This is a genomic window from Sporichthyaceae bacterium, assembly GCA_036493475.1.
In the GTDB taxonomy this organism is placed as follows: domain Bacteria; phylum Actinomycetota; class Actinomycetes; order Sporichthyales; family Sporichthyaceae; genus DASQPJ01.
The window spans coordinates 1-26,929 of sequence record DASXPS010000171.1 but is presented as its reverse complement, the minus strand read 5'-3'; the positions used below and the strand labels follow the sequence as shown (position 1 = coordinate 26,929).

29 protein-coding genes, 4 tRNA genes and 1 pseudogene are annotated in these 26,929 nt (G+C 70.4%); 21 read left to right on the top strand and 13 right to left on the bottom strand.

Annotated features, from left to right (window positions below; genetic code table 11):
- The 4 genes and pseudogenes from VGJ14_17370 to VGJ14_17355 all read right to left on the bottom strand — a co-directional run.
- A partial coding sequence (locus VGJ14_17370; GenBank protein ID HEY2834198.1) for a glutamate--tRNA ligase family protein occupies positions 1-669 on the bottom strand: 669 nt, incomplete at its 3' end.
- A 245-nt stretch (positions 670-914) separates the two neighbouring features.
- A complete protein-coding gene (locus VGJ14_17365; protein ID HEY2834197.1) occupies positions 915-1,682 on the bottom strand; it encodes a slipin family protein in 768 nt (255 codons plus the stop codon).
- Positions 1,683-1,847: 165 nt separating this feature from the next.
- Positions 1,848-1,970 (bottom strand): annotated as a pseudogene (locus tag VGJ14_17360) (IS3 family transposase).
- A 434-nt stretch (positions 1,971-2,404) separates the two neighbouring features.
- A tRNA-Lys gene (locus VGJ14_17355) sits at positions 2,405-2,477 on the bottom strand.
- 155 nt (positions 2,478-2,632) lie between these two features.
- Here VGJ14_17355 and VGJ14_17350 point away from each other — a divergent pair.
- Entirely contained in the window at positions 2,633-3,331 is a 699-nt protein-coding gene (locus VGJ14_17350; GenBank protein ID HEY2834196.1) for an alpha/beta fold hydrolase, read from the top strand.
- Between the two features lie 4 nt (positions 3,332-3,335).
- Positions 3,336-4,355 carry a phosphotransferase family protein gene (locus VGJ14_17345; GenBank protein HEY2834195.1) on the top strand — a complete coding sequence of 340 codons (1,020 nt, stop codon included), beginning with the start codon at positions 3,336-3,338 and terminating at the stop codon, positions 4,353-4,355.
- Positions 4,356-4,386: 31 nt separating this feature from the next.
- Here VGJ14_17345 and VGJ14_17340 read toward each other — a convergent pair whose 3' ends face one another.
- On the bottom strand, positions 4,387-5,241 hold the full coding sequence (locus VGJ14_17340; protein HEY2834194.1) for a crotonase/enoyl-CoA hydratase family protein: 855 nt from the start codon (positions 5,239-5,241) through the stop codon (positions 4,387-4,389).
- A gap of 64 nt (positions 5,242-5,305) precedes the next feature.
- Between VGJ14_17340 and VGJ14_17335 the strand changes: the two genes are divergently transcribed.
- Positions 5,306-6,157: an alpha/beta hydrolase gene (locus tag VGJ14_17335; GenBank protein ID HEY2834193.1), complete on the top strand. Its 852-nt coding sequence runs from the start codon at positions 5,306-5,308 to the stop codon at positions 6,155-6,157.
- A gap of 7 nt (positions 6,158-6,164) precedes the next feature.
- Here the strand turns inward: VGJ14_17335 and VGJ14_17330 are convergent, their stop codons facing one another.
- Complete coding sequence (locus tag VGJ14_17330; GenBank protein ID HEY2834192.1) at positions 6,165-6,623, bottom strand: VOC family protein; 459 nt, start codon at positions 6,621-6,623, stop codon at positions 6,165-6,167.
- Between the two features lie 108 nt (positions 6,624-6,731).
- On the opposite strand from VGJ14_17330, the gene VGJ14_17325 reads away from it, so the two are divergent.
- Positions 6,732-7,946, top strand: coding sequence for a hypothetical protein (locus VGJ14_17325; GenBank protein HEY2834191.1), 1,215 nt, complete (start codon positions 6,732-6,734; stop codon positions 7,944-7,946).
- Positions 7,947-8,036: 90 nt separating this feature from the next.
- On the opposite strand, the gene VGJ14_17320 is transcribed toward VGJ14_17325, so the two are convergent.
- Positions 8,037-8,894: a hypothetical protein gene (locus VGJ14_17320; protein ID HEY2834190.1), complete on the bottom strand. Its 858-nt coding sequence runs from the start codon at positions 8,892-8,894 to the stop codon at positions 8,037-8,039.
- Positions 8,895-9,035: 141 nt separating this feature from the next.
- Here VGJ14_17320 and VGJ14_17315 point away from each other — a divergent pair, with 141 nt between their 5' ends.
- Both VGJ14_17315 and VGJ14_17310 read left to right on the top strand, forming a co-directional pair.
- On the top strand, positions 9,036-9,938 hold the full coding sequence (locus tag VGJ14_17315) for a HEAT repeat domain-containing protein (GenBank protein ID HEY2834189.1): 903 nt from the start codon (positions 9,036-9,038) through the stop codon (positions 9,936-9,938).
- Positions 9,939-9,958: 20 nt separating this feature from the next.
- Positions 9,959-10,819 (top strand): class I SAM-dependent methyltransferase, encoded by an 861-nt coding sequence (locus VGJ14_17310; GenBank protein HEY2834188.1) that lies wholly within the window; start codon positions 9,959-9,961, stop codon positions 10,817-10,819.
- Here VGJ14_17310 and VGJ14_17305 read toward each other — a convergent pair.
- Entirely contained in the window at positions 10,816-12,003 is a 1,188-nt protein-coding gene (locus VGJ14_17305) for an acyl-CoA dehydrogenase family protein (GenBank protein HEY2834187.1), read from the bottom strand. The genes VGJ14_17310 and VGJ14_17305 overlap by 4 nt on opposite strands.
- Before the next feature lie 2 nt (positions 12,004-12,005).
- Positions 12,006-14,207, bottom strand: a complete 2,202-nt coding sequence (locus tag VGJ14_17300) for an AAA family ATPase (protein ID HEY2834186.1) — start codon at positions 14,205-14,207, stop codon at positions 12,006-12,008.
- Positions 14,208-14,330: 123 nt separating this feature from the next.
- Here VGJ14_17300 and VGJ14_17295 point away from each other — a divergent pair, with 123 nt between their 5' ends.
- From VGJ14_17295 to VGJ14_17275, 5 genes are all read left to right on the top strand, one after another.
- Positions 14,331-14,591: a BldC family transcriptional regulator gene (locus VGJ14_17295; GenBank protein ID HEY2834185.1), complete on the top strand. Its 261-nt coding sequence runs from the start codon at positions 14,331-14,333 to the stop codon at positions 14,589-14,591.
- 357 nt (positions 14,592-14,948) lie between these two features.
- On the top strand, positions 14,949-15,935 hold the full coding sequence (locus VGJ14_17290; GenBank protein HEY2834184.1) for an LCP family protein: 987 nt from the start codon (positions 14,949-14,951) through the stop codon (positions 15,933-15,935).
- A 51-nt stretch (positions 15,936-15,986) separates the two neighbouring features.
- Positions 15,987-18,506 (top strand): DUF3516 domain-containing protein, encoded by a 2,520-nt coding sequence (locus VGJ14_17285; GenBank protein HEY2834183.1) that lies wholly within the window; start codon positions 15,987-15,989, stop codon positions 18,504-18,506.
- A gap of 24 nt (positions 18,507-18,530) precedes the next feature.
- Positions 18,531-19,076: a CD225/dispanin family protein gene (locus VGJ14_17280; GenBank protein ID HEY2834182.1), complete on the top strand. Its 546-nt coding sequence runs from the start codon at positions 18,531-18,533 to the stop codon at positions 19,074-19,076.
- Positions 19,073-19,510, top strand: a complete 438-nt coding sequence (locus VGJ14_17275) for a DUF2752 domain-containing protein (GenBank protein HEY2834181.1) — start codon at positions 19,073-19,075, stop codon at positions 19,508-19,510. Before VGJ14_17280 ends, VGJ14_17275 begins: the two co-directional genes overlap by 4 nt.
- Here the strand turns inward: VGJ14_17275 and VGJ14_17270 are convergent.
- The gene (locus VGJ14_17270) at positions 19,507-19,857 is read right to left on the bottom strand and encodes a metallopeptidase family protein (protein ID HEY2834180.1); all 351 of its coding nucleotides are present in this window, start codon (positions 19,855-19,857) and stop codon (positions 19,507-19,509) included. The genes VGJ14_17275 and VGJ14_17270 overlap by 4 nt on opposite strands.
- Before the next feature lie 69 nt (positions 19,858-19,926).
- Here VGJ14_17270 and VGJ14_17265 point away from each other — a divergent pair.
- The 9 genes from VGJ14_17265 (at position 19,927) to VGJ14_17225 (ending at position 25,128) form a co-directional block, all read left to right on the top strand.
- Positions 19,927-19,999 (top strand) — tRNA-Glu (locus VGJ14_17265).
- 142 nt (positions 20,000-20,141) lie between these two features.
- The gene (locus VGJ14_17260) at positions 20,142-20,399 is read left to right on the top strand and encodes a hypothetical protein (GenBank protein ID HEY2834179.1); all 258 of its coding nucleotides are present in this window, start codon (positions 20,142-20,144) and stop codon (positions 20,397-20,399) included.
- A 91-nt stretch (positions 20,400-20,490) separates the two neighbouring features.
- Positions 20,491-20,565, top strand: a tRNA-Asp gene (locus tag VGJ14_17255).
- 175 nt (positions 20,566-20,740) lie between these two features.
- A complete protein-coding gene (locus VGJ14_17250) occupies positions 20,741-21,013 on the top strand; it encodes a DUF6458 family protein (GenBank protein ID HEY2834178.1) in 273 nt (90 codons plus the stop codon).
- A 55-nt stretch (positions 21,014-21,068) separates the two neighbouring features.
- Positions 21,069-21,142, top strand: a tRNA-Phe gene (locus VGJ14_17245).
- A 96-nt stretch (positions 21,143-21,238) separates the two neighbouring features.
- On the top strand, positions 21,239-22,192 hold the full coding sequence (locus VGJ14_17240; protein ID HEY2834177.1) for an AraC family transcriptional regulator: 954 nt from the start codon (positions 21,239-21,241) through the stop codon (positions 22,190-22,192).
- 208 nt (positions 22,193-22,400) lie between these two features.
- Positions 22,401-23,834 carry a ferredoxin reductase family protein gene (locus tag VGJ14_17235; GenBank protein HEY2834176.1) on the top strand — a complete coding sequence of 478 codons (1,434 nt, stop codon included), beginning with the start codon at positions 22,401-22,403 and terminating at the stop codon, positions 23,832-23,834.
- Positions 23,835-23,848: 14 nt separating this feature from the next.
- The gene (locus VGJ14_17230; protein HEY2834175.1) at positions 23,849-24,334 is read left to right on the top strand and encodes an FMN-binding protein; all 486 of its coding nucleotides are present in this window, start codon (positions 23,849-23,851) and stop codon (positions 24,332-24,334) included.
- Positions 24,331-25,128: an FAD:protein FMN transferase gene (locus VGJ14_17225; protein HEY2834174.1), complete on the top strand. Its 798-nt coding sequence runs from the start codon at positions 24,331-24,333 to the stop codon at positions 25,126-25,128. Before VGJ14_17230 ends, VGJ14_17225 begins: the two co-directional genes overlap by 4 nt.
- Here VGJ14_17225 and VGJ14_17220 read toward each other — a convergent pair.
- Positions 25,118-25,537, bottom strand: a complete 420-nt coding sequence (locus VGJ14_17220) for a nuclear transport factor 2 family protein (GenBank protein ID HEY2834173.1) — start codon at positions 25,535-25,537, stop codon at positions 25,118-25,120. The genes VGJ14_17225 and VGJ14_17220 overlap by 11 nt on opposite strands.
- Positions 25,538-25,597: 60 nt before the next feature.
- Between VGJ14_17220 and VGJ14_17215 the strand changes: the two genes are divergently transcribed.
- Positions 25,598-26,179, top strand: a complete 582-nt coding sequence (locus VGJ14_17215) for a M23 family metallopeptidase (protein HEY2834172.1) — start codon at positions 25,598-25,600, stop codon at positions 26,177-26,179.
- On the opposite strand, the gene VGJ14_17210 is transcribed toward VGJ14_17215, so the two are convergent.
- Positions 26,180-26,653 carry a nitroreductase family deazaflavin-dependent oxidoreductase gene (locus tag VGJ14_17210; GenBank protein HEY2834171.1) on the bottom strand — a complete coding sequence of 158 codons (474 nt, stop codon included), beginning with the start codon at positions 26,651-26,653 and terminating at the stop codon, positions 26,180-26,182. It lies immediately after the preceding gene.
- A gap of 76 nt (positions 26,654-26,729) precedes the next feature.
- Positions 26,730-26,929 (bottom strand): HNH endonuclease (locus VGJ14_17205; GenBank protein HEY2834170.1); only part of this gene is annotated, 200 nt, incomplete at its 5' end.

Sequence of the window (26,929 nt, the reverse complement as noted above, 5' to 3'; positions counted from 1 at the left end):
GTCGGACTGCCCGTGCGCCCAGTCGTAGGTGGGATAGATGATCCAGTCGGTCCCGGTGCGCACGTGCGCGACGCGGCGGATCCGGTAGAGCACCGGGTCGCGCAGGGACATGACGCTCGCCTGCATGTCGATCTTCGCGCGGAGCACGCGCGAGCCGTCGGCGAACTCCCCCTCGCGCATGCCGCGGAGCAGGGCGAGGTTCTCTCGGGCGTCGCGGTTGCGGTACGGCGACTCGATTCCGGGCTTGCCGAAGCCGCCGCGCTGCGCCCGGATGGTGTCGCCGTCCTGGTCGTCGACATAGGCCAGACCCTTGCCCACCAGCACTTCTGCCCAGTCGTAGATCTGGCCGAAGTAGTCCGAGGCGTAGCAGACGTTGGCCGGCGTGAAGCCGAGCCAGGCGACGTCGGCGAGGATCGCCTCGACGTACTCGTGGTCCTCCGCCTCGGGGTTGGTGTCGTCGAAGCGCAGGTTGCAGACCCCGCCGAAGTCCGCAGCAATGCCGAAGTTCAGGCAGATGCTTTTGGCGTGCCCGATGTGCAGGTAGCCATTGGGCTCCGGCGGGAAGCGCGTCTGCACCCGGTTGCCGTACTTCCCGCTCGCGAGGTCGCGGCGGATCAGGTCGCGGATGAAGTCGCCCGGCGCGCGGCCGGCGTCGGGGTCGGCGTTCACCCCGTCATGCTTTCAGGTCCGGGACCGATGGTCAGAGGGTGTTCCTCGCTGCGCTCGTCAACACGCTCAATCTGGGGAACTTAAACTCGCTTCCCGAGTCCCGTTCGCCTACTCGTGGCAGGTCCAGGATTTCGAAGCTGGTGTTCCCTCCGGCAAACAGGCTTCGCGAGTTTTGTCGCATCGTGGACCCGCGGTAGGCCTCGACGTGGCGGGCGAGGTCCGGTACGCGACCGGCTCGAGCCGGGTTATCCGTCCGTTGGATGGCTGGCGTCAACCACCGCGGGCGCCGGGCCCGCTGCAGAGGAAACCTCCCGGGCGAGGAAGGCCCCGAGTTCGCCGATCGTGGTCATCAACGGTGCCGGGAAGACCACGGTCGTATTCTTGTCCGCGCCGATCTCGACGAGGCTCTGCAGTGTCCGCAACTGGAGCGCGAGCGGGTGAGCCATCATCAGATCCGATGCCTCGCCCAGCGTGGCGGCAGCCAGCGACTCGCCCTCCGCGTTGATGATCTTCGCGCGTTTCTCCCGTTCGGCCTCGGCCTGCTTGGCCATCGCGCGCTTCATGCTCTCGGGCAGTTGGATGTCCTTGAGCTCGACCAGTGTCACCTCGACACCCCACTCGACCGTGGTCACGTCGAGAATCTCGCGGATGTCGAGGTTGATCCGATCGGTCGCGGCGAGGGTCTCGTCCAGGGTGTGCTGACCCACGACCTTGCGCAGGGTGGTCTGGGCGATCTGGTCGATCGCGGCGCGGACGTTCTCGATCGCCACCAACGACTTCACCGCATCCACGACGCGGTAGTAGGCCACCGCAGAGACGTCCACGCTGACGTTGTCGCGCGTGATGATCCCCTGGGACTGGATCGGCATCGTGACGATGCGCAGGGACGCCCGGTGCAGGACATCGATGAGCGGGACGATCACCCGCAGACCAGGTTCCCGCACCCCGATCACGCGGCCCAGCCGGAACAGCACCCCTCGCTGGTACTGCTTGACGATGCGCAGAGCCAACATCGCGTACAGCACGAGCAACGCGGCCAGTCCCAGGGCGAGCACGATGAGCGTGGTCATGACCCAAGGTTGGCCCATTCGGCGTGGCCGTCCCAGGGCCTGCGCCGCAACCAGTAGCGGGACCCGGCATCGGCCAGGGTATTCCCCGGGCGCGGCCAACTCGAACAGGGCGAACTCGAGGGCTTCGTGGCTGCGCCAGGGCCGTCGTGGATAGCTCAGTTCGGTCTTGATCTGACCGATGGTGGATTCGGCCAGGGCGTTGTCGCAGGAGTCACCGGTGGAGCCGACCGAGGCCAGAGCGCCGGCGGTAGCCGGCCAGCGATGCATCGATCTGCAGCGAGGCCAGGACCTCGCTCGACCCCGGTCCCAGGACGCTAACCGTGTGCGTGCGCTTGTGCGGATCGACTCCGATGATGACCAACCCGACCACGTCCCTTCCGCGATGACGACAGTGGTAACCCGCGGACGACACGCCGACTTCAAGCTCCGGTTGGACGATCAGTCCTCTGTTGAGTCAGACCACGAGCCCGCGGTGCCGACCGGCGACAAACCCTGGGAGAGCCAGCCCGAAGGCGGCAAGCGCTTCACGAGCCGTTCCGGTCGACACCACGGCGGGACGCTAGATCAACCTGACCCGCACCCCGTGGATCCCATACAAGTCGGCGCTTCACACATCAGCCGAAGCTCAACTGTCAAGCATCAGCCGAGCCCATACATCAGTAGGGTGGGCCGCCGGGGGATCGAACCCCGAACCCGCGGATTAAAAGTCCGCTGCTCTGCCAATTGAGCTAGCGGCCCAACGTGCCGACAGGCGCGCACGCAGAGCGTAACCGGCCCCGGTGGGCACCGCCCCCACCGCATCCTCGGGCCGTGTTGCAACGTATCCACGCCCCGCTATACGTGCCTACACGGCCCGAAGTTGGCGTGTCCCGGCGGCACGCGAGGATGCCGGGGTGCCCCGCCTCGAGCTCCCGGTCCCCGGCGCCACCCTCATCGCCGAGCTGCACGAGGCGCCGAACCCCCGCGGCACCGCGTTCGTGGTCAGCCATGGCTGGGGCAGCCAACGCCCACAGGACATCCCGGCGGCGCTTGCCATCGTGGGCTTCACCGCGCTGGCCTATGACCTGCGCGGGCACGGGGAGAGCACCGGGGACCTGGACACCATCACCGGGCGCATGTGGGTGGAGGACTTGGTCGCGGTCATCGACCACTTGGCCACGATCACGCCGGACATCGCGCTGGTCGGGGCCAGCTTCGGCGCCTACCTCAGCGTGCTGGCCAGCACCCACCGTCCGGTCCGGGCACTGTCCCTGCGGGTCCCGACCAACCTCCCGAATGCGGTATTGGACATGGCGGTGGTCGACCTGCCCGGCTCCCCCGCGTTCCGTAATCGGCGCCACGGGCCGATGGCCCCCACCGAGAGCCTGGCGCTGGGCGCGGTGCACGCCTTCTCGGGCCCGATCCAGATCGTCGACGCCGACCTCGACGCGATCATCCCCGAGCAGACCATCGCCAACTACGTCGCCGCCGTCAGTGACCCCACCCACCTGCACCGGCACACCCTGCGCAACGCGCCGCATCACCTCGCCACCCCCGAGCTGCGGGCCGAGTACATCGAGGCGCTGACCGCCTGGGCCGTCGGCATAGATTGACCGGGTGGACGCGCTCGCGGAGTGGTCGGCCGCCGCGGTGGTGTGGCTGACCCAGACGCTGCCCGGCACCGACGAGGTGCGCCTGGAACCGATCGTCGCCGGGCACTCCAACCTCGTGCTGGCCGCCTACCGCGGCCCGGACAGCTACATCGTGCGCCGCCCCCCGTTCGGTCACTTCGCGGCCAGCGCACACGACGTGCTGCGCGAGGCCCGCCTGCTCACCGTCCTCGAGCAGGTCGGCGCCACCCGCACCCCGCGAGTGGTCGCCATGACAGCGGACCCGCCCGGCCCGGTCTATGCCATGACCCGGCTGCCCGGCCACGCGATCCGGCAGAACGAGCCGGCCTGGCTGACCACGCCGGCCCAGCGCAGCACGATCTCGATCAGCGTGGTGGAGACTCTCGCCGAACTGCATCGGCTGCCCACCGCCCCGTTTGAAGCGGCCAAGCTCGGCCGCACCGGCGGCTACCTGGCACGCCAGCTCACGCGCTGGTCCGGACAACGTGACGAGTTCGTCGCGTCCGGGGTGCGCTCGCTGCACGACGAACCCGCGGTGCGCGAGTGGTTGTTCGCCCACGTCCCCGACGAACGCCCGTCCACCCTGGTGCACGGCGACTACAAGCTGGACAACGTGCTCGTCGACGAGCACACCGCCACGGTCACCGGCGTGCTGGACTGGGAGATGGCCACCCTCGGTGACCCGCTGGCCGACCTGGGCTTCCTGTTCGCGTTCTGGCCCGACTCCCGGAAGGCCGCCGACGCTTTCGAATTGCTCGGTGACGTCACCCTGCGGGACGGCTACTACGACCGCGCCGGTCTCGTTGACGCCTACGCCAAGGCCACCGGGCAACCGCTGAGCCTCGCCGACGTCACCTGGTATCAGGTGTTGGCCATGTGGAAGATGGCCCTGCTGCTGGAGGCTTCCTACACCCGCTTCCTGGCGAGCACCACCGAGGACGAGTTCTTCGCCCGCCTGCGCGTCGCGATCCCGCGGCTACTCGCCGCGACCCTGGAACTGACGTGACGTCACATCTCAGTCGAGCGAAACGGCCCGGTTAAAGCGGCTGGAACGCCCGCTCGGTCCACCACGGGAAGCTGTGCGGCATGTTCCGGGACACGGTGTCCGGGTAGGCCGGCGGCCGCTTTTCCAGGAACGACGTGATGCCCTCCGCGGCGTCGGCGGACTTGCCGCGTTCGGCGACCATGCGCGAGTCCACCTGGTGGGCAACCATCGGGTGGTCCGCGCCGAGCATGCGCCACATCATCTGCCGGGTCAGCGCCACGGATACCGGGGCGGTGTTCTCCGCGATCTCCGCGGCCAACGCATAAGCCGTCGGCAGCAGTTGGTCGGCGGGGTGCACCGAGCGCACCAACCCACCGGCCAACGCCTCGGCGGCATCGAATACCCGCCCGGTGGTGGCCCACTCCAACGCCCGACTGATGCCCACCAGCCGCGGCAGGAACCAACTCGAGGCAGCCTCCGGCACGATGCCGCGCCGGGCGAACACGAACCCGAACTTGGCCCCCTCCACGGCCAGCCGCACATCGGCGGGCAGCAGCATGGTGATGCCCACCCCGACCGCCGGGCCGTTGACGGCCGCGATCACCGGCTTGAGCGAGGCGAAGATGCGCAGCGAGACCAACCCGCCGCTGTCCCGATGGTCCAGGGAGTCATAGTCGAACGTCGCCCTCGACTCGCCGCCGCGGTGCAGGTCCGCGCCCGCGCAGAACCCGCGCCCGGCGCCGGTCATCACCACCGCGCGGACGGCGTCGTCGGCATCGGTGCGGTCGAAGGCGGCGACGAGCTCCGCACCCATCTGCGGGGTGAACGCGTTCAGTTTGTCCGGGCGGTTCAGGGTGATCGTGGCCACCGGCCCGGCCACGTCCAGGCGAATCTGCTCGAAATCCATGACCCGATCCTGCCGACACCTACCGGCGCGTCTACTGCCGGGTACGCCGGCGTACTGTCGAGTAATGGACCACCGGATTCTCTCGCTGCCGGGCGACGGGCTCACCTTGGCCGCCGAGGCCGCCGGGCCCGCGGACGGCCCGCTGGTGCTGCTGGTGCACGGTGGCGGCCAGACCCGTGGGTCCTGGGGCAGCGCGTTGAATGCGCTGGCCGAGCGCGGCTTCCGGGCCGTCGCCCTGGACCAGCGCGGGCACGGGGACAGCGAGTGGTCGCAGGACGCTGCCTACGAGCCCCGCGATTTCGGTGCCGACCTGTGCCACGTGGTGTCCGCGCTGGGTCGCGCTCCGGTGGTGCTGGTCGGGGCGAGCATGGGCGGGTGGGCGTCCATGCTGGCCGCCCCGGCGCTGGGCGAGCTGGTATCCGGTCTGGTGCTGGTCGACGTGGTGCCCCGACTGCGCCTGGAGGGCACCGAACGCATCGTGGAGTTCATGCGTTCCGCCCCGGACGGATTCCCCGACATCGAGGCCGCCGCCGACGCGGTCGCCGCGTATCTGCCGCACCGACCCCGCCCCACGCTGACCCAGGGATTGCGGCGCAACCTGCGGGAGCGGGAGGACGGTCGGCTGGTCTGGCACTGGGACCCCCGGATGGTGCACGGCCGCGGCTGGGACGTGCACGCCCGTCAACTGGAGGTGGAGGCCGCGGTCGCGCAGATCGCCGTGCCGATCCTGCTGATCCGGGGCGTGCTCTCCGACGTGGTGGACGACGAGGGCATCGCCGCCATGCGCGAACTCGCCCCCCATCTGCAGGTGGCCGACATCGCCGGGGCGGCGCACACCGCGGCCGCCGACAACAACGACGCGTTCGTGACCACGGTGACCGAGTTCGTCGCGCAGCTGCACGAAGCCGCCCGCTGAGGCCCGCTCAGCCGCCCGTCATTGCTTTCAGGCGCTTGTCCATCTCCTCCTCCGAGATGTCCTCCACGTGCGTGGCCAGGTGCCACTGGTGGCCCCACGGGTCGGTGATGGTCGCACCACGATCGCCGTAGAACTTGTCCTCCGGCTCCGCGGTGCCCTGCGCCCCCGCGGCCACCGCCCGGACGTAGGTGGCGTCCACGTCCGGGACGTAAACCATGATCGTGACGGGGCTGCCGCCCAGCTGCAGCGGACTGCGCTGAGCATCCGTGCACAGGTCGGCCAGCATCACCACGGAGTCCCCGAAGGCGATCTCCGCGTGCCCGATCTTCCCGTCCGGGCCGGGCATCCGGAACCGTTCGGTGGCCTCCAGCACCTCGGTGTAGAAGGCGATCGCCGCCGATGCCCCGTCCACGGACAGGTACGGGGTGACCCGGGGGAAACCGTCGGGTACGAAATTGGCCGCCATGTCGATCTCCTCGAACGTGGGTGTGGACCGGTCTGTCGCAACCTAGATGCCCCGTGGGACGCAAACTCATCGGCCGGATGACGACTCGGTGCCGGCTACGCTGGACATATGACGGGCCCGGCGCGCATAGCGGCCGGGCTGGTGGCCGCCCTGAGCCTGTTGGTCGGCTGCGTGGACTCCTCCACCGAGGCGGGTGGTACCGCCCCTGTCGGCCCCAACAACCTGCCCCCACATGCCGCCGCGGTGACCGGCCCGGCGATGACCGGGACGGTCATGAATACCGCGGGCGCTCCGGTGCCCGGCGCCGCGGTCACCGTGACCCTGCTGCGCAGCAAGGCCGAACGCGCCGCGGTCGGCGTGGAGGCCGCGTTCAGCCTGGGTCTGAGTTGTTTCACGGAGAAGCGCGGTTGTCGCGCGCCGACCAGTCACGGCACCGTCGCGTTGGACGGTTCCTATGCGGTGCCCATGCCCACCAACAACGGGGACGCCCCGATCGCGGTGGCCCTCGGAGTGGTCGGTCCGTCCTCACCCGAGGATCCCGGCTCCCGGGTGGGCACCAGCCTGGTGCTGCCCGCCAGGGACACCGCCGGGGCAAAGGTCGACGTCCCGTTGGCCGGCGCACCGGCGCGGTTGCGGCCCACCGGCAATCAGCTGCAGGTGGTCATGCCGGCGGTGGACGGGGCCATCGCGACCGGCCCGACCACGGTCACCGTCACCCAACTACCTGCCGACGGTGATGTTTCCACGGCAAAAACCGACCTCACCGAGAGTCCGGTGGGATTGCCGTTCGACCTGCGCATCGGCGAGGACAGCCGGCTGCTGATCGATGCTACGCAGCCCGCGAAGATCGGCCACAACGACGCGACGCTCTCCGCGACCCGGGTGTTCGCCGGCGACACCGTGCCCGCCAGCCGCGCCGCCTCCTGCACAGTGACGGACAGTCAGGGCAGGCCCCGCAAGCAACGCCCGTGCGGGCTCACCGACGGTGCCCTGGGCATGGCCTGGCAGCCCGACGACGATCCGCGCTGCGCGAGCGGCCCGTGCCCGGGCACCGCACAGCACGACCACCGCGACGTGCTGATCACGCTGTCCCGCTCGGTGCGCGCCACGCTGCTGGTGGTCCGCGGTTGCGCGTTCACCTGCACGGTCACGGTCAGCGCGGACGGCACGCACTTCCGCGACCTGCCCGCCCCGTCGTCCAGCACCAGCACGCAGGGCTTCTACGTCCAACCGCTGTCCGGGGCCCCGGTCCGCTTCGTGCGGGTGCAGACCGCAACCGGCGGCTTCTTCACCAGCCTGCGCGAGGTCTCGGTCTTCGGCTGACCCCCGACACCACGCCGAAAGCGCAGAACCGCGCGTAAAAACGCGCGGTTGTACGAGCGCTTCTGCGCTTTCGGGGGAACGGGCGTGACGCTAGAGGTCCTCGAGGCCTACGCCGACGGGATTGGGCACCGGCAACGTGCCGCTGTCGATCACCATGCGCGCCAACGGCGTCAGCAACTGCGCCAACCGCTCGGTGCCGACCACACCGAGCGCCTGCCACGGCTGCTCGGCCGCGGCATCGGTGGCCGCCTCGATTTCGGAGTGCAACGCCGCGCCGGCCGCAGTCAACACCCCGTCGCCATCCAGCAACCCTGCGCGCCGCATGCTGTCCACCTCGGCCGCCCATACCTCCTCCGGCCAGACCCGACCCACACGCAGCGCCTCACCCTCGCTCTCCCCGGACCCGGCCTTGAGCAGGTGTGCCTGCACCGGTGAGATCTGACGGGAAATCAGCACCGCGTTGTGTCCGTCCCCCCGATGCTCACGCAACACGGTGGTGGCCTGCCACAGCGCCAGGTGCGGGGCGTCGGGGCAGGGCAGCGCCTGGTTGGCCGCGGCCAGCGCCCGGCCCGCACAGTCCGCCGCCCGGGCCGCCGCCACGGCCAACTCTGCCGCCTCGGCCACCGCCGGTGACTCGACCGCGTCCCCCCATAACCGGCGCATCGCCTCGTCCATCCCGGCCAGTCGCGCGGCCAGTGCCTGCGCCGCGGAGGTGTGCCGCCACGCGTCCGGCAGTGCCCGCCGTGCCCGCTGCGGGTGGAAGCCGTAGAACACCGCGGTGGCCACCTCCGGCCCGACCTCGCCCAGCGGCGCACAGCGCGTCGCGCAGTACCCCATCCAGAACCCGCGCATCCCCAGCGCGTCCGTGACCGCCTTGCACTCCGGCGCGAAGTACGTCACCGCATGAATCGGCTCGTACCGCGCCCACATCCGCCGCGCGTATCCCATGCGCCCCATCTTCTCCGGGCCGGGGACCCGCTCCAACCCGGGAGTCCGTCCCCTCAAGCATTGCCGCCGCTTGACCGAAGCATTACGCGTCGTGCGGGTGCTGGAGGCGGCACCCGCACCACGGCTGGGAGGACCCTCGACATGCTGTACACCCTGTTCAGCGTCGCGTTGCTGGTGGCCTCGTGCCTCGCGGGCCGCCGCGGGCACGCGGTAACCGCGGCACAACGCGACGAGGCGCTGCGCAGTTACGTGCAGCCGTTCCTGCACGCGGTGCAGGCCGAGCAACCCGGCGCGCTGGAACACCTGGCGCGGTCCGACCGCCGCTGCTGGCTGCTCATCGAACCAACCCTGCTCACCATGCTCGCCCAGCTGCCCTACGACGCCCGCAGCCGGTTGATCGAGCTGATGCGTGCGCGCGGCGCGGTGGCCCGCTCGCTGCGCCGCACCCGGCTGCCCAACCGACACCGGGCCCGCGCCGCCGAGACCCCGGGCACTTTGGCCCCACAGACCTGCGCCCGCGAACTCCTCCGCCTGCTCGCCGACCACGACCCCGCGGTGCGCCGGGCCGCGGTCCGCGGACTCGGTTACAGCGGCGCGCCCGCCGCCGCCAACGCCCTGGTCGCCGGACTCGTTCGCCGCCGGGGGCTGGAGCCGGCCCTGGTCCTGCACAGCCTGGTCCGCCTGGGCAGCCCCGCCGTGCCCGGCCTGCTCTGGGGCCTGGACGAGCAACGCCCCGCGGTGCGCTCGGTTTGCGCCGACGCCCTCGGCCTGATCGGGGCGCGCAACGCCACCGAGCCGCTGACCCGGCTGCTGCACGAGGACCCGGACCCGGAGGTCCGGTCCCGCGCCGCCCGCGCCCTGACCCGCGTCGCCCCTGCGGGCCGGGCAGCAGCGAATCCCCCGCACGCCGTTGACCTCGACGCGCACCCATCCGCCGACCTGCACCCGCGCCGGCATGATCTCCCCAACATGACCACCGACCACCCGGATGTACTGGCCGGCATGGACCCGGCCGACATCTACGGCTGGATCGAACACGTCTGATGCTCCGTGAGGAGATCCCGATGACCACCCCCACCTTCGACGCGCAGGCCTACAAGGCCACTACCCGCGACCAGTGGCAGTCGGCCGCCACGGCCTGGGACAATTGGGGACCGACCATCGAGAAATGGCTGGGCCCGGCCACCGACACCATGCTCGACCTGGCCGGGGTCAGCACCGGCTGCCGGGTGCTCGACGTCGCGGCCGGTTCCGGCGGGCAGACGCTGGTCGCGGCCCGCCGGGTCGGCCCTGACGGGCGGGTGCTGGCCACCGACATCGCCCCGGCGATCCTCGCGCTGGCCGAGCACAACGCCCGGGCCGCGGGTCTGACCAACGTCGCGGTACGGGTGATGGACGGCGAGCAACTCGAGGTCGAGCCCGGCTGCTACGACGCGGCGATCAGCCGCGTCGGGCTGATCTATTTCCCCGATCGCATTGCGGCCCTGCAAGGCATCCGCCGCGCGCTGCGGTCGGGTGGCCGCCACGCGGCGCTGGTCTACTCCACCCCTGCGGCGAACACGTTCTTCTCCATCCCGATCAGCGTGATCCGGGAACGCGCGAACCTGGCTCCCCCGCCGCCCGGCGCCCCCGGCCCGTTCTGTCTGGGCGATCCGGGCGTGGCCGAGCAAGCCCTGGCCGACGCCGGGTTCGTGGACGTCTCCGCCGTGCGGCTGGACGCCCCGGTGTGCCTGCCCAGCACCGCGGACTTCGTACGGTTCGCGCAGGAATCGTTCGGCGCGTTGCATCAGATGATGGCCGGGCTCGACCAAGCCGGCCGCGACGCCACCTGGGCCGAGATCGCCGATCGCCTGAAGGCATTCGAAGGGCCCGACGGTTGGGTCGGGCCCTGCGAAATGATCGTGGTCGCCGGGACCGCGCCCTAACCGTCCAGGCGGGCCTTCGCCCGCTTCACCGTGTGCCGAGCGATCGACATGCGGTGGACCTCCGACGCCCCGTCATAAATACGGAACGCCCGGATGTCGGCCCAGATGCGGCCGACCACCATCTCCTCGCTGGTGCCCATGCCGCCGCACAACTGCACCGAGCGGTCCACGATGCGGTTCACCGCCTCGGAGACGAACACCTTCGTGCGCGAGGACTCCTCGGTGCCCGGCTTGCCGTTCTCGATCTCCCAACAGGTCTGCCAGAGCAAGGCACGTGCGGCGGCCAACTCGATCTCGTTGTCCGCGATCATCGCCTGCGCCATGCCGTGGTGCGCCAACGGCGACCCGAACATTTCCCGGCGCACCGCCCGATCCAACGCAATGCCGTGCGCCCGCCGGGCCGCACCCAGCCACCGCATGCAGTGCGTCAACCGGGCCGGCGCCAACCGCACCTGGGCGTAGGCGAACCCGCGGCCGGGCTCGCCGAGCACTGCCTCCTCGGTGACGTGGATGTCGCGCAGCTCGACTCGGCAGTGCCCACCGGGCATCGTCGAGTCCAGCGTGCGCGCGTGCTCCTTGACCTCCCAGCCGGGGTTATCGGTGTCGACCAAAAACATCGTCGCTCCCTCGGAGCCGTCCGAGCCGAACCCGCCCTTGGCCATCACCACCGACCAGGCCGCGCCCTCGGCGCCGGTGATCAAGTGCTTCTCCCCGGTGATGATCCAGCCGTCGTTCACCCGACGGCACACGGTGCGCAGCGCGGACGGGTCCGAGCCGGCCCCCGGCGGGGGCTCGGTCATCGCGAAGCAGGACCGCACCTCACCGGCCACCAGCGGCCGCAGGTACTTCTCCTTCTGTGTCGGCGTCGCGATGACGTCAAGCATGTGGATATTGCCCTCATCCGGCGCGTGACAGTTCAGCGCCAGCGGGCCGAGCAGCGACGTGCCCGCCTCCTCCAGCAGCACCGCGGCCTCGACGAAGTCGAACCCACCGCCGCCGAGTTCGGCCGACGCCTGTGGCGCCCACACCATGGCGTCGCGCGCCGCGGCCTGTAGCTCAACCCGCATGTCGTCGTCGACACCGCGGATGAACGCCTCCTGCTCGCGCGGGATCACCACCTCGGCAATGAAATCCGCGATCCGGTCGCGCCATTCCGTGCACCGCGAGGACAGAGAGAGGTCCACGTTCAGTCCTCCGATCGTTCGCCGGCCCATGGGCCGAACGCTGCCAGTTCCCGAATCCGTGCCCCCAACGCGCGCAACTCCCCGTTGGGCTTGGCCCGCGCCGTCGCCCGGCCGACCGCCTCGGTGTTGAGCACTGCGTCGTATCGCTGGGACAGGAACGCCTTGATGTTGGTCGCCTCACGGTCGCCGAACGACTCGCGCCATTCCGCGATCAGCTCGTCCCAGGTCTTGCCGGGCACGAACTCCTCCGCGGGCAGGTAACAGATGATGTCCGGCGCGGACAGCGTCTCCAACCGGATGCGGTGCGCCCGGTTGGCCCGGATGGCCCGCTGCAGCAGGTTCTGCATCCACCGCGCCTCCGCGCCGGGCAGCTTCCCCAACGGCACCAACGCCCGCTCCGCCGCGGCGAAGCGCCCCGACGCGATCGCCCGTTGCGCCTTCTCCCACACCGGCGCAATCGTCGCCCGCGCGATGTTGTCCACCACGATGACGATGGCCGCATCGGTGAAGTCCCACAGCAGACCCGCACTGGCCAGCGACGCCATCTGCTTGGCCCCACCCACCGGGTAGACCACGCTCCACATGTCCAGGTCTTCGGCGAGCAGGCCGCCGAGCACCACCTCGTCGTGCTTGCCCTCGACGATGACGATGCAGCGCACCATCTGCAGCAGGTCCGCCGGGGTCAGCCCGAGGTCCTCACTCATCGACTCGCGTTCCAGTTCCGCGCGCAACGCCAGGTCCATCGGCCGGGCCACCGCCGCCCCCGACCCGACCCGGGTGACGTGCACGAGCACCGCACGCGACGGGTCCAGCAACGCCGGGGAATGGGTGGCCACCGCGATGCGCACGCCGGACTCCGCGGCGATGCGCGCCAACGCGTCGGGCAGTTCGGCCTCCGCGCGCCGGTGCAGACCCGATTCGGGTTCGTCGCACAGGAAGGTCACCGGCAACGACTCCGGTGCGGCCATGGACACCGCCAGCGCACAGGACAGCGACGCCCAGCGCTTCTGCGCGGTGGACAGCGCGCGCAGCGGCAGTGACGTGCCGTCAGGGAAGCGGGCCACCCAGACGGGCAGCCGGCCCGCCAGCCACGCGTTCGGATCGCCGGGTGCGAACACCAGCTCCGGGGCATCGGGGAACACGTAGCGCAGGAACCGGCTGGCGACCGCGGTCAGCGACTCCAGCAGGGGCTCCACGTCCGGGTGCAGCACCGCGCCGCCGGAGGCGAACGACGCGAGCACCCGGCCGGCCGCGGCCCGCAGGATGTGTTCGCGGGTGAGCCGGTCCACGTCGTCGGGAATGGTCTCGTCGGTGACCATGGCGACCAGCGGCGCGCTGACCGTGGCCACCTCCAACACCGGCACCGCGGCCCAGTCCGGCCAGCCGACCGCGGCCACGTCCGGGTCCTGTTCACGGGCGGAGATGAACGCGTCGGAGAGGTCACACAGCTCGCGCCAGGGGAACCCGGAGTTGGACAGCGTCGGTGCGCCGACACCCGCCTGTGCCTCGTCGTCCTCTCCCTTGGCCCGGTCCTGCTCGATCAACGCCCGGCAGGCCGGGTCCTGCGGGGACGCCGCCGCGTACACCGTCCAGCGCGGCTCGTCGGCGTCCCCGGTCGCGCGCAGCACGTAGTGTCCGCCGACGGTGATCTCGTTGATAGCCGCCGCGAAGAAGCGCATGAAGTCCCCGACATGCTCCAGCTCGTCCAGCAGCATCCGCTGCGCGGCCAGGTGCGCGCCGACCAGCTCGCGCAGGCTGGTGGGGCTGTGCGCCTCGTCGACCACCGCGGCGGTGAACGAGCGGAAGTCCTCGAGCACCTCGACGTAGTCGTCGCCGCCGGGCCCCTCCTCGTACTCCTCGTCGCGGCGGCGGGCGAAATGGGCGACCACGTCCCCGCGCAGCCGGTTGAGGTGCTCGCGCATGGCGCGGGCCAGTCCGTCCCGCCACAGCTCGCCGTGCCGGTCCAACCCGGCTTCCGCGCCGGACACGTGGATGTGCACCAGGCCCCACCCGCCGTCGGTCCGGTGCCCGCGCAGCGCCGCGATCACCGCGGTCAGCAACCGGGTCTTGCCGACGCCGTTGCGCCCGTAAAGCGCCAACAGCGGCTCGTGCAGCGGGAGGTGCACCCGCCCGACCGGGGCCGGCCCGCACACGGTCACACCCAGCAGGTGAACGCCCGACGGCGCCTCAATCCGATCCGGCACGCTCGCCAGGCTAGTGTCCCGCCGCGAGCCTCATCGCCCGGCCTGAGACCCGGGAAGACATCCAGGCTGCAAATAGTGGGAACCGGGTGGAACCCGGGCACGGGTGTCAAACGTCGAAGCATCATGACGAATGCAGCCAACGAACTCAGCGACTCCCGCCTGCTGACCCCGTCAGAGGTGGCCTCGCTGTTCCGGGTGGACGTGAAGACCGTGACCCGCTGGGCCAACGCGGGCCGGATCACCTCGATCCGCACGCTCGGCGGCCACCGCCGGTTCCGCGAGCTCGAGGTGCTCGCGCTGCTGCGCGGCTCCCTGGTTCGTGGCATGGTGCCCGCGCAGGCAGCTCCGGTGGAGCATCACCACCACCAGCGCGTCGCCCGCTAACTCATTCCTCGCGCATCATTCGGGGCTCTGCGGCGTTAATCGCTCACCAGCCCCGCTGACGATCCGTTGTGTCGGCACCCGAGGGGCAGGTAGGCCCTGACCGGTGCGCGACCAGGAGGATCGAACATGGAGTCGGAGGATCGTCCCCGCATGTGGGACGACGCGCCCGCATCGGGCCCGACTTCGTCGAAGCCGGCCGGGCCGCCGCCGAAGGGGGAGGCGGCGGCCCCTGGCCCATCCACCAACGTGCTGCCGCCAGGACACTTCTTCCCGCCATTGCCGCGGGTGGAGGCCACCATGACGCCACCAGCATCGACCTACCAGCCGGGGCCGCCATCGAGCACCCCATCACCGACGATGATCCTTTCGCCGCCGCCCAAGCGCCGCCGTCGGCGTCCCGAGCTGAGCCGCAAGCGCCTCGCGATCGCGCTGGTCCTGCTCTTGCTGCTGCCGTTGGTCGTGTTCGCGATCTGCGACTACCGGCTCAACCGCCAGAACGTCTGGCCCGCGGCGAGCACCCGACCCGCGTCCACGCCCGGCTCGGACTGGCTGATCGTGGGCTCGGACAGCCGCGACGGCCTGTCCAAGACGCAGCGCAAGCAGCTGGCCACCGGCTCCGCGCCGGGGCAGCGCACCGACACCATGATGCTGCTGCACATCCCCAACTCAGGCGGCCCGACGCTGGTCAGCCTGCCCCGCGATTCCTACGTGAACATCCCCGGCCACGGCCAGAACAAGCTGAACGCCGCCTACGCCTTCGGCGGCGCCAAGCTGCTGGTGCAAACCGTGGAGGGCCTCACCGGTATCCGCATCGACCACTACGCGGAGATCGGTTTCGGCGGCCTCTACGAGCTGGTCAACGACGTCGGCGGGGTGCCGATGTGCCTGAGTCAGGCCGCCAAGGACCCCAAGGCCGCGCTGAACGTGAAAGCCGGCTGCCAGACGCTCAACGGGCAGGAAGCGCTGGGCTACAGCCGCTCGCGGGCATCGGCCCGCGGTGACCTGGACCGCGTCGACCACCAGCGCACCCTGATCACCGCGCTGCTGCACAAGGCGACCAGCCCGATGACCCTGCTCAATCCGGTGCACACGTTCCGGTTGGTCTCGGACGGACCGGGCGCCGTCGAGGTAGCCGACGGTGATCACCTGACCGACATGGCCCAGTTGGCCTGGGCGGTCCGGTCCCTCAACGACGACGGCACCACGACCACGGTGCCGATCGGCCGGGTGTTCCGAGTCTCCGGCGTCGGCGACGTGTTGAGCTGGGACGCCACCCGTGCCAAGGCCCTGTTCAACGCGCTGCGCCAGGACAAGCCGGTGCCGCGCACCTCACTCACCACCTGACCTGCGGCGCCCGGCAGGATGGGCCAGGACATGACGACACAGCAACATTGGATGAGGGCCCTGGTCGACTCCCTCCCCGCCGAGCCGGACCCGGACGCGATCTTCGAGGCGTTTCACGACTGGGTCACCGGCACCGGGCTGGAGCCCTACCCGGCGCAAACCGAGGCGCTGATCGAGTTGGCGTCCGGCTCCAACGTGGTGCTGACCACCCCGACCGGGTCGGGCAAATCCCTGGTGGCCACCGGGGCCCACTTCGCGGCGCTGGCCGAGGGCCGACGCACGTATTACACCGCCCCGATCAAGGCGCTGGTCTCGGAGAAGTTCTTCGCGTTGTGTGATCTGTTCGGCGCGGAACGGGTCGGCATGCTCACCGGCGACGCCGCGGTGAACCCCGGCGCACCGATCGTCTGCGCCACCGCGGAGGTACTGGCCAACATCGCGCTGCGGGAGGGGAGGGCGGCCAACGTCGGACAGGTGGTGATGGACGAGTTCCACTTCTATGCCGAGCCGGACCGGGGCTGGGCGTGGCAGGTGCCGCTGATCGAGCTCACCGACGCGCAGTTCCTGCTGATGTCCGCCACGCTCGGCGACGTCAGTCGGTTTCGCGACGACCTGATCCGGCGCACCGGCCGGTCCACCGCGGTGGTGTCCTCCGCGGTGCGCCCCGTCCCGCTGCACAGCAGTTGGGCGCTGACCCCGGTGCACGAGACGATCGCCGACCTGCTGACATCGCGTCAGGCCCCTTTGTACGTCGTGCATTTCACCCAGGCCGAGGCCATGGAACGGGCCTCAGCGCTGCTCTCGGTGACGTTGTGCACGCGGGCGGAGAAAGATGCCGTCGCGGCGGGCATCGGCGACTTCCACTTCGCCCGGGGATTCGGCGCGACGCTGTCCAAGCTGCTGCGGCACGGCGTCGGCGTGCATCACGCGGGCATGCTGCCCAAGTACCGCCGGCTGGTCGAGCAACTGACCCAGGCCGGCCTGCTCAAGGTCATCTGCGGCACCGACACCCTCGGCGTCGGCATCAACGTGCCGATCCGCACCGTGTTGTTCACCGGCCTGACCAAGTTCGACGGGCAGCGCACCCGCCTGCTGCGCGCCCGGGAGTTCCACCAGATCGCGGGTCGGGCCGGGCGGGCCGGCTTCGACACCGTGGGCTACGTGGTGGTGCAGGCCCCCGAGCACATGGTGGAGAACGCCCGACGGGTGGCCAAGGCCGGCGACGACCCGGTGAAGCTCAAGCGGGTGCAGCGGGTGAAGCCGGAAGAGGGCAAGGTGTCCTGGACCGAGGAGACCTTCGACCGACTGGTGGCCGCCGAACCCGAGCCACTGGTCTCCCGCATGCGGGTCACCCACTCCATGCTGCTCAACGTCATCGCCCGCCCCGGCGACGGCTTCGCGCACCTGCGCCGCCTGCTGCGGGAGAACGACTCGGATCGGCACCGGCAGAACGCGATGATCCGCCGGGCCATCGCCATCTACCGTGAACTGCTGGCCGCCGAGGTCATCGAGAAGTTGCCGGCGCCGGACGCGACCGGCCGCCGGGTGGTGCTCAGGGTCAATCTGCAGGCGGATTTCGCGCTGAACCAACCGTTGTCATCCTTCGCGCTGGCCGCACTCGACCTACTCGACCCAACCTCCGATACGCACACCCTGGACGTCGTATCGGTGCTCGAGGCCACGTTGGAGGACCCGCGCCCGGTGCTGTTCGCGCAGGAGAAGGCCGCCCGCGGGGAGGCCGTCGCGGCGATGAAGGCCGACGGAGTCGAGTACGACGAACGCATGCAGCGCCTCGAGGAGGTCAGCTGGCCGCAGCCGCTCGCCGAGCTACTCGAGGCCGCCTACGAGATGTACCGGCAGGGCCACCCGTGGATCGCCGAGTACCCACTGTCGCCCAAGTCGGTGCTGCGCGAGATGACCGAACGGGCGCAGACGTTCGGGGAGTTCGTCTCCGGCTACGGACTCGCCCGCGCCGAGGGCCTGGTGTTGCGCTACCTGTCCGACGCATACAAGGCGCTGCGGCAGACCGTGCCGGAGGCGGAGAAGACCGAGGACCTGGACGATCTGATCAGCTGGCTCGGTGAGCTGATCCGGCAGACCGACTCCAGCCTGCTCGACGAGTGGGAGGCGCTGGTGGCCGGCGCGCTGCCGACCCGGGAACGTCCCGTCGAACCACCCCCGCCCCCGCCGATCACCAAGAACACCCGGGCGTTCACCGTGTTGGTGCGCAATGCGTTGTTCCGTCGGGTGTTGCTTGCCTCCCGCCATCGCTGGGCGGAACTTCAAGAGCTCGATGGCGACCAGAGTTGGGGCGCACCGGAGTGGGCCGCCGCCATCGGTGACTACACCGCCATGCACGGCCCACTACCCACCGGGCCCGCCGCGCGCGGCCCGCACCTGTTGGTCGTCGACCGTTCCCCCGACGGCCAACCCGGCATCTGGACAGTGCGGCAAATATTCGACGACCCGTCAGGTGATCATGACTGGGGCATCCGCGCCGAGGTCGACCTGGCCGCCTCCGACGAGCAGGCTGCTGCCGTGCTGCGGGTGGTCCACGTAGGCTCGTGGTAGCGCCCAACGAGCGGAGAGGCCGCGATGAGTCAATCCGGGGACGAAACCAACGACCCGTTCGCACCGCCACCCGAGTCGTCCGAACCGCCGCCGCCGCCGGCACCGCCACCGCCACCACCCGCCGCTCCGCCGCCCGGCCCGCAGCCGTGGGAGCAGCCGTACCAACCGCCTGCCGCCCCGCCGCCGCAGGCGCCGCCCCCCGGCTACGCCCCGCCGCCGCAGGCGCCGCCCCCCGGCTACGCCCCGCCGCCACAGGCGCCGCCGCCCTACGGCGCCCCGCCCGGCTCCGGCCCACCCCCGCCCTACACCGGCACCCCCTACGGCACGTCCGCGACACCCAAGCCGAGCACCTACCTGCCGTGGGCCATCGCCAGCACGATCCTGTGCTGCTTGCCATTGGGCATCGCGGCGATCGTGTTCGCCAACCAGGTGAACGTGAAATACGCGGCCGGCGACTACGCCGGTGCCGTCGAGGCGTCCCAGAAGGCCCGCAACTTCGCGATCGCCGCGGCGGTCATCGGGGTGATCGTAGGAACCATCTACTTCATCGCGGCCAGCTCGAACTCATGAGCCTCGCCGTCGCGCCACGCACCGCGGCCTCGGCACCGCGCCGAGTGCCCGCGGTGTGCGCGCCGTTGGCCACATTGGCCGCCTCGATAACCGCGGCCGGCGTGCTCGCGGTGCGCAATCCCGAACAGCCCGGCCACTACCCGAGCTGTCCGTTTCACGCGATAACCGGGCTGTGGTGCCCGGGCTGCGGGTCACTGCGCGCAATGCACGCGCTCACCCACGGGGACCTGTCCACCGCCGTGCACCGCAACGTGCTGGCCGTGCTGGCCCTGCCGTACCTGGCCGCGGCGTGGGTCGCCTGGCTCGGCCGCCACCTCGGCCGGCCGCGCACCACCCGCGTCGCCCCGCCCGCCGCATTGTGGGGTCTGCTCGCCCTCATCGTGGCGTTCGGCGTGACGCGTAACCTGCCGCCGACTCATTGGCCGGCCCCTTAGCCGTACCCCAGTTCGTCGAGCCGGTCGTCGTCGATGCCGAAGTGGTGCGCGATCTCGTGCACCACGGTGATCTCCACCTGCTCGACGACCTCGGCGGAGGTGCTGCAGATGCGCAGGATCGGGAAACGGAAGATCGTGATCCGATCCGGGAGCACGCCGGTGTACCACCCGTCGCGTTCCGGCAGTGGCACGCCGTCGTAAACGCCGAGCAGATCCGGGTCATCCGCCGGCGGCTCGTCCTCCACGAACACCGCGACGTTGTTCATCAACGCGGTGAGTTCCTCGGGCAGCAGATCCAGTGCCTCGGATACAAGGACTTCGAACTCGCCCCGGTCAATGTTCAGCACCCAGCCATTCTCACCGCCCGGTCACCGACCGCCTATGCTGGCGCGGGCTCCGGTGCCGCCGGGGTTAGGGCCCCCATCGTCTAGTGGCCCAGGACGCCGCCCTTTCAAGGCGGTAGCACGGGTTCGAATCCCGTTGGGGGCACCCGCGGAGCGGTGTGACATAGCACCCAATGGATGCAACCGGGATGAATTCCCGCATGACACGACCACGCCCCGGGAACGCCCTTGAGTAGACCGCGTGCGTTGATCACGCACGGTTTCGCCTGCGATCAAGGAGGTTCTTCATGCGCAGGATTACTCTCGGCGCCTTGGTGCTTACCGGTGCCCTCGCCAGCCCGATAGTGGCGGCCGGTCCGGCCGGCGCCGCTGACACCCCGCCGCCGCCCGGCCAGTCCGGCGGCCCCTCGCAGCCCGCCCCGGGCGACCCGAACTCGCAGCCGCCGAACGCCCCCGCGGCACCGGCACCGGCTCCGCCGACGCCCGGCGACCCGGTTGGCCAGCTGCTCAGCCAGATTCTCGGTGGCGGCAGCACTCAGCGATAAAGGTCGCTGATCGGGCAGCCTCTGCTCCGGGACCACAAGATGGAACGGGTGCGCGGGCGGTGCGGCAGGTATGTCACACTGTCCGCGCCGAGGTCCCGTAGAGCAGTTTGGAGTGCTCGTCACCCTGTCAAGGTGAAGGTCGCGGGTTCAAATCCCGTCGGGACCGCCCCACCTCGTCCGCCCTCGAACCCCGGTTCGGGGGCGTTCTGGTTTGCCCGCTGACCAGCGCGGATGATGCCGGGCAAACCCGGACGTTGCGCCACCGGTGGATTACCACCTCTACTGCGGGGCAGGCCATGGGGACAACAACACGCCCCTGAGGACGACGGACGGAGGCCACCATGGGTCTGGGCGTTGGCATCTTCCTGGTCGCGGTCGGCGCGATTCTGACCTGGGCCGTAAACGTGACGACGACTGGCGTCGACCTGCAGTCGGTCGGCGTGATCCTGATGATCGTCGGTGCCGCGGGAATCCTGCTGTCGATGGTGTTCTGGAGCAGCTGGGGCGGCGTCGGCGGCGGTCGGCGCACGGAAATCACCGAGACCACCAGCGGCGACCCGCGCTACCAAGGCGTCGGGCAACAGCGCACCGTGCGCGACGAGCATCGCTGGTAACGACCGCGGCACGCGCACCAACTGGGGACGACTAGACTCGCCGGGTCCCGCACGGGGCCAGGTAGCTCAGTTGGTACGAGCGACCGCCTGAAAAGCGGTAGGTCGGCGGTTCGACCCCGCCCCTGGCCACAGGCCAAATCGCCCCGCCCGAGAGATCGGGCGGGGCGTTGTCGCGTGCGGATGCATACGACGTCCGGCCGGGGATAGGCGCCAAAGGTGGGGCTGGTGCAGCGCATCGAGTTTGCGACGACCTCTGCCGAAGAGGCGCACGCTTTCTTCGACCAGAACTACGTCGGGGTGCGCGCGCGGCGCGCGGGCAGCGGGTCCAACGCCGACCTGCGGGTGGACACGATGGCAACCGGCACGCTGGCCGTGGACCGGGTGACCAACCATGGCCTGCACGCGGACACCGAGGTGGACGTCTTCCCGGAGATGACGGTGCTGACCTCATTGGGCGGCCGGATGCGCTACGAATTCCCGCGTGCCGGTGAGGTCGTCTGCGCAAGCGGTTCGATGGTGCACTTCCGGGACGAACCCTGCTGTGCGACCTGGCAGGACTTCGACGTGCTGTTGGTGCGACTGGCTTGGCACGAGGTGCATCAGGCCGCAGCGACGCTCACCGGCCTGGAACCCGGCGATCTGCGTTTCGCCGCGGCCGCGCCGATGCCGCAGCGAGCAGATCTGTGGGCATCCACCGCACGCATGCTGTACCGCGAACTTCACGCCGGCGACGCCCGGATCACCAACCCCCTCATCCACCGCACGCTGTTCGACCTGGTCGTCGCCACCGCTATCTCTGTTTTCCCCAACACCGCTGTCAGTCGCGGCTACGTGCCCGGCCCGGGCGACGTCGGTCCGCCGGCCCTGCGCCGCGCGGTCGCCTACATCGACGCCCACGCATCGCTGCCGATCACCGAGGCTGACATCGCCAACACTGCAGGCAGCACTCCGCGGGCCGTTCGCGCGGCCTTCCGTCGTCAGCTCGACACCACGCCGCTGGCGTACCTGGCCCGGGTCCGCCTCGAGGCCGCCCACCGCGACCTCCAGTCCGCCGACCCCACCGCCGCCGAGACCGTCGCGGTCATCGCCCAGCGCTGGGGGTTCCCGCACCTGGCGGGATTCTCGTCCGCCTATTGGGAGGCCTTCGCCAGCGAGCCGGAAGCCACGCTGCTGTCCTGATTCAGCTTGTCATCCGGCCCGACCACGCCGGCCAGAGTCATCTCCGCCTGAGCGCACGGGCGCTATGCGTGGATTCGTCCTGTTGGGTGAACGCTCAGCACTGAACCAGATCCGTCGTACAGCCATCGCATAAGAAACACCAAGGCAGCCGGCCGATCGTAGGAACACGTGCGACTCAGCCCGAGCGCATCGTTCGGGTGGGGACTTGATGTCGACTTATGCCGCGGACCAAACGGCGGCTGCGCCGGGGGGGCCCGCGCGCAACCGCGCCACCGGCCCACAGCGCCGGCCGCTGACGCCGACCTGGTGGCGCGACGCCGTCGTGCTGGCGACCTGGGCGAACGTGCTCATCGTCGTCGCGCTGTGGCTGCGCGGCGGCGGGGCAACCGACCTGGACTCCGCGACCCAGACCTACCTCAGCCTTGGCCGCATCACCGGCCTGGTGTCCGCGGACCTGCTGCTCATCCAGGTGCTGCTGATGGCCCGGCTGCCGGTGATCGAGCGGGTCTACGGACAGGACGAGTTGGCCCGGCGACACCGACTGGTCGGCTGCACCTCATTCTTTCTGATGCTGACTCACATCGTGCTGATCACTCTGGGCTATGCCGGGCAGGACGCCCGCAATGCGCTGGTCGAGGCGTGGCGGCTGACCGTCGACTACCCCGGCATGCTGCTCGCGGTGGCGGGCTCCGCCCTGCTGGTGATGGTGAGCGCGACCAGCATCAAGCGGGCCCGGGCCAAGCTGCGCTACGAGTCCTGGCACCTACTGCACCTCTACGCCTATCTCGGCGTCGGCCTCGCGCTGCCGCACCAGCTGTGGACCGGTCAGGACTTCCTCGCCGGCCACCTGGCCACGGTGTACTGGTGGACGCTGTGGGCGGCCGCCGCGGGTGCGGTGCTGATCTGGCGGGTCGGTGTGCCGGTGTACCGCACGCTGCGCCACGACCTGCGGGTCACCGCCGTGCTGCCGGAAGGGCCGGGGGTGGTGTCGGTAGAGATGACGGGTCGTCACCTGCACCGGTTACCCACCGCCGCCGGGCAGTTCCTCATCTGGCGCTTCCTCACCCGCGCCGGTGCGAGCAAGGGCCACCCGTACTCGCTGTCGGCCGCACCCAACGGCGCCACCCTCCGCATCACCGTCAAGGACCTCGGTGACGACAGCCGCGGCCTGTCCACCCTCCGCCCGGGCACCCGGGTCGCGATCGAGGGCCCGTACGGCCGGCTGCACGCCGGGGTGCGGACCCGGCGCAAGGTCACGTTGATCGCCGGTGGCATCGGCATCACACCGCTGCGCGCGCTGCTGGAGGAGCTCCCGCAGAACCCCGGCGAGGTCACCGTGATCTACCGGGCGCACAGCGAGCGCGAGGTGATCCTGCGCAACGAGCTGGAGGCGTTGGCCGCCGCCCGCGGCGCCCAGCTGGTGTTCCTACTCGGTCCCCGGCTTACCGGTCGGATGTCGTGGCTGCCCGCCGAGGCCGCGCAGTGGTCGGACGCCGCCGCGCTGCGGGCGATCGTGCCGGACATCGCCGAGCACGACGTCTACATCTGCGGTGCCACGGCCTGGATGGACGCCGCCCGCCGCGCCGCCCTCGACGCAGGCGTGCCCACCGAATGCATCCACCTCGAACGCTTCAGCTGGTAGTGAGGGAGCCCGCCGTGCGCCGCATCCTGTTCTGGTTCATGAGCACCCTCAGCGCCGTGGTGCTGCTGTTCAGCTATCACACCAGCACCAACTCGGTGGCCGCCGCGCAGCCGACACCGGCCACCCCGACCGACCCCGGCTCCACCACGGTCGAGGACACGACAACCGATGACGCGGCCTCATCTACACCCGCCGTCAAGACCACACCCGCCACCAAGACCGCGTCCGGGACCTACACCGGCTCCCGGGTGAACACCCGCTGGGGCATCGTCGCGGTCCAGATCACCGTGAAGAACGGGAAGATCACCAACTCGCAGGCCATCGAATACCCACACAACAACTTCCGTGACCAACAGATCAACGCCTACGCGCTGCCGATCCTGAACCAGGCCGCGCTTAGCGCGCAGAGCGCCAACATCGACTCGATCTCCGGCGCGACAGTGACCAGCGACGGCTACATCAGCTCGCTGCAATCCGCGATCGACCAGGCCCACCTGTGAGCGGCGGCGCGACGGCCTGGCCGCTGCACCGCGAGGTCCGCACCGAGCAACCACGCCGCGCCTTCGTCGCGCAGCTGATGGGCCTGCCGATCAGCGTGCACGTGCGGGGCCCGCGCGCGACCGGCGCCGAGGTGGCCGCGTTGGTGCACCTCGCGTTCGCCACGCTGGCCGCGGACGAGGCCACATTCAGCACGTACCGTCCGGACAGCACTATCAGCGCGATCCGCCGCGGCGATCTACGGCTGGACCTGGCCGGTCCGCGCGTGCAGGAGGTTGTCGCGCTGTGCGCGGAGGCGACGAGGCGGACCCATGGCGCGTTCTGCGCCTGGCTGCCCGACGTCGACGGCAGGCCAGCCTTCGAACCCAGCGGACTGGTGAAGGGGTGGGCGGTGGAGCAGGCCTTCGAGGCGCTCTGCACGCAGCTCGCCGAACTCGGGCCGCATGACACGCTGATCAATGCGGGCGGCGACATCGCCGTGCGCTGTGCGCGTAGCGACACCCCGGACTGGCGGATCGCCATCGAGGACCCACGCCGACGATCGCGCACGCTCCGCGTGCTGTCCCTGCGCAACGGCGCCGTCGCCACCTCGGGGACCGCCGCCCGCGGGGCCCACATCGTCGACCCGGCAACCGGTGCGCCCGCCGGTGGCGTCCTCTCGGCGACCGTCGCCGGCCCCAGCCTGCTCTGGGCCGACGTCTACGCCACCGCCGCGTTCGTGGACACCGGACGCGCGGCCGGTTGGCTGCGGTCGTTCCCTGACTACCGCGCGATCGTGGTGCCGCTCACGGTTTGACGCGCTGCCAGAAGGTGTCGAACGAGATGCTGTCGAAGAAGGCGGTGCCGTCGATGACCTTGCCGTCGCGCAGCTGCATGATCCAGGCGTAGCTGTTCTCGTAGGGGACGTCGTCGTTGGCGACGCCGTGTCCGTCCCAGATGACGACAACGGTGTCGCCGTCGGCGAGCACGGAGCGGATGTTGACCGGGCGGAAGCGTTGGCCGGTGCTGAAGCGGGCGCCGAAGGGCTGCAGGACGAGGTCGATGAAGTCCTGCGCGGAGGTGTACTCCCCGTTCACAAGTGAGTGGCCCTCAATCCGCCACACCATGGTCGGGGCGAACAGGTCCGAGATGTTCGCCGTGCCGGCTCTCCAGGCGTCGAACGCGGACTGGATGAGGCGGCGGTTCGCGTCAGCGATTTCGCTCATGCACGGATCCTTGCGCTGCGGGGCCGCCGGCGATAGGTCGCCGCGGCGTAACGTGTGCCAGTGACCGCACTACCCGTATTGCTGCTCGCCACCCTCACCGTGGTCCCGCCCGCGCCGCCCGGGCACGTGTTCCCGCTGGACTGCCAACACCGCGTCAGCTATGGGCACGTGCACCATGACTACCCGGCGACCGACATGTTCGCACCGGTTGGCTGTGGGTTCGTCGCGCCGGTCGACGGCGTCGTCGATGAGGTCTCGACGAAGGACCGTTGGCACTCGCGGAGGAATCGGGGGGCGGATCGCGGCGGGCGCTCGGTGTCGATCGTCGGCGTGGACGGGGTGCGCTACTACGGGTCACATCTGTCCGCGGTGGCGAGTGGCATCCGCCCCGGCGTGCGGGTGCACGCCGGTCAGTTGCTCGGCACGGTCGGCCGCTCCGGCGACGCCCGTGGCGGCCCATCGCACCTGCACTTCGGCATCTCCTGGCCGACCAAGCATGGCCAGTGGTGGGTGCGCCGCGGCGAGGTCTATCCCTGGCCCTACCTCGACGCCTGGCGGCAGGGCCACGACAGATCTCCGGCGAGCGCGGTTGCCGCCAAGCACGCCAAGATCGGCGATCGCGGCTGCACCGCGGATTGCTGACTACGGGGCTGCCCCGACGCGGTCCACGCGGAGCACGGCGATCGACGGGGCCGCTGCCGCGAAGGCGTCGGCATCGGCGGGCGGTTGCACCGTGCCGGTGCGGACGAAGAACGCGACACCGCGGGGCACCAGCGTGGGGAACTGACGTAGCACTGCCACCCGTTCGTCCAGGGGCACGTCGGCCAGCCGCACCCCGCCGCGTCGTCGGCCGCGGGCCAATACGGCCCAGCCGGCGGCCCGCGCGTTCTTCACCCACTGGGCGTCGTCGAGCGCCGCGATGTAGGTGGTGCCGTCGACCTGGAACGGGGTGACCGGTGTGGTCTGCATCCGGCCGGACTTGCGGCCGGGCACGGAGATCACCCGCACCGGACCCATCGGCAGTCCGACATTGAGCAGCGGGACCATCACGCGGTTGACCGGGCGCAGCCAGCCGGGCAGTGCGGCGGCCCCGGTCTTCGATACGGTTGCAGACACCGTCCTCGCCTCCCTCACCCAAGGCTGTACTCGCGCCTCTTCCCAGCGGCACGAACAGACAAACGGACACGACGGATCACAGAGTCTCGGTGGGTTCTTCGGTGCCGTCGGGGTTGGGTGGTCGGGTGCGGTAGATGCGCCGGGTGGGGGTGGTGAAGCTCAGTTGCCCGTGCTCGCCCTGGGTGATGGTCCAGCCGGGTAGTTGTTTGATCTGGTGGTGCCGGCGGCACAAGCAGGCCAGGTTGCCGCGGATGGTGGGCCCGCCCAGGTGGTGGG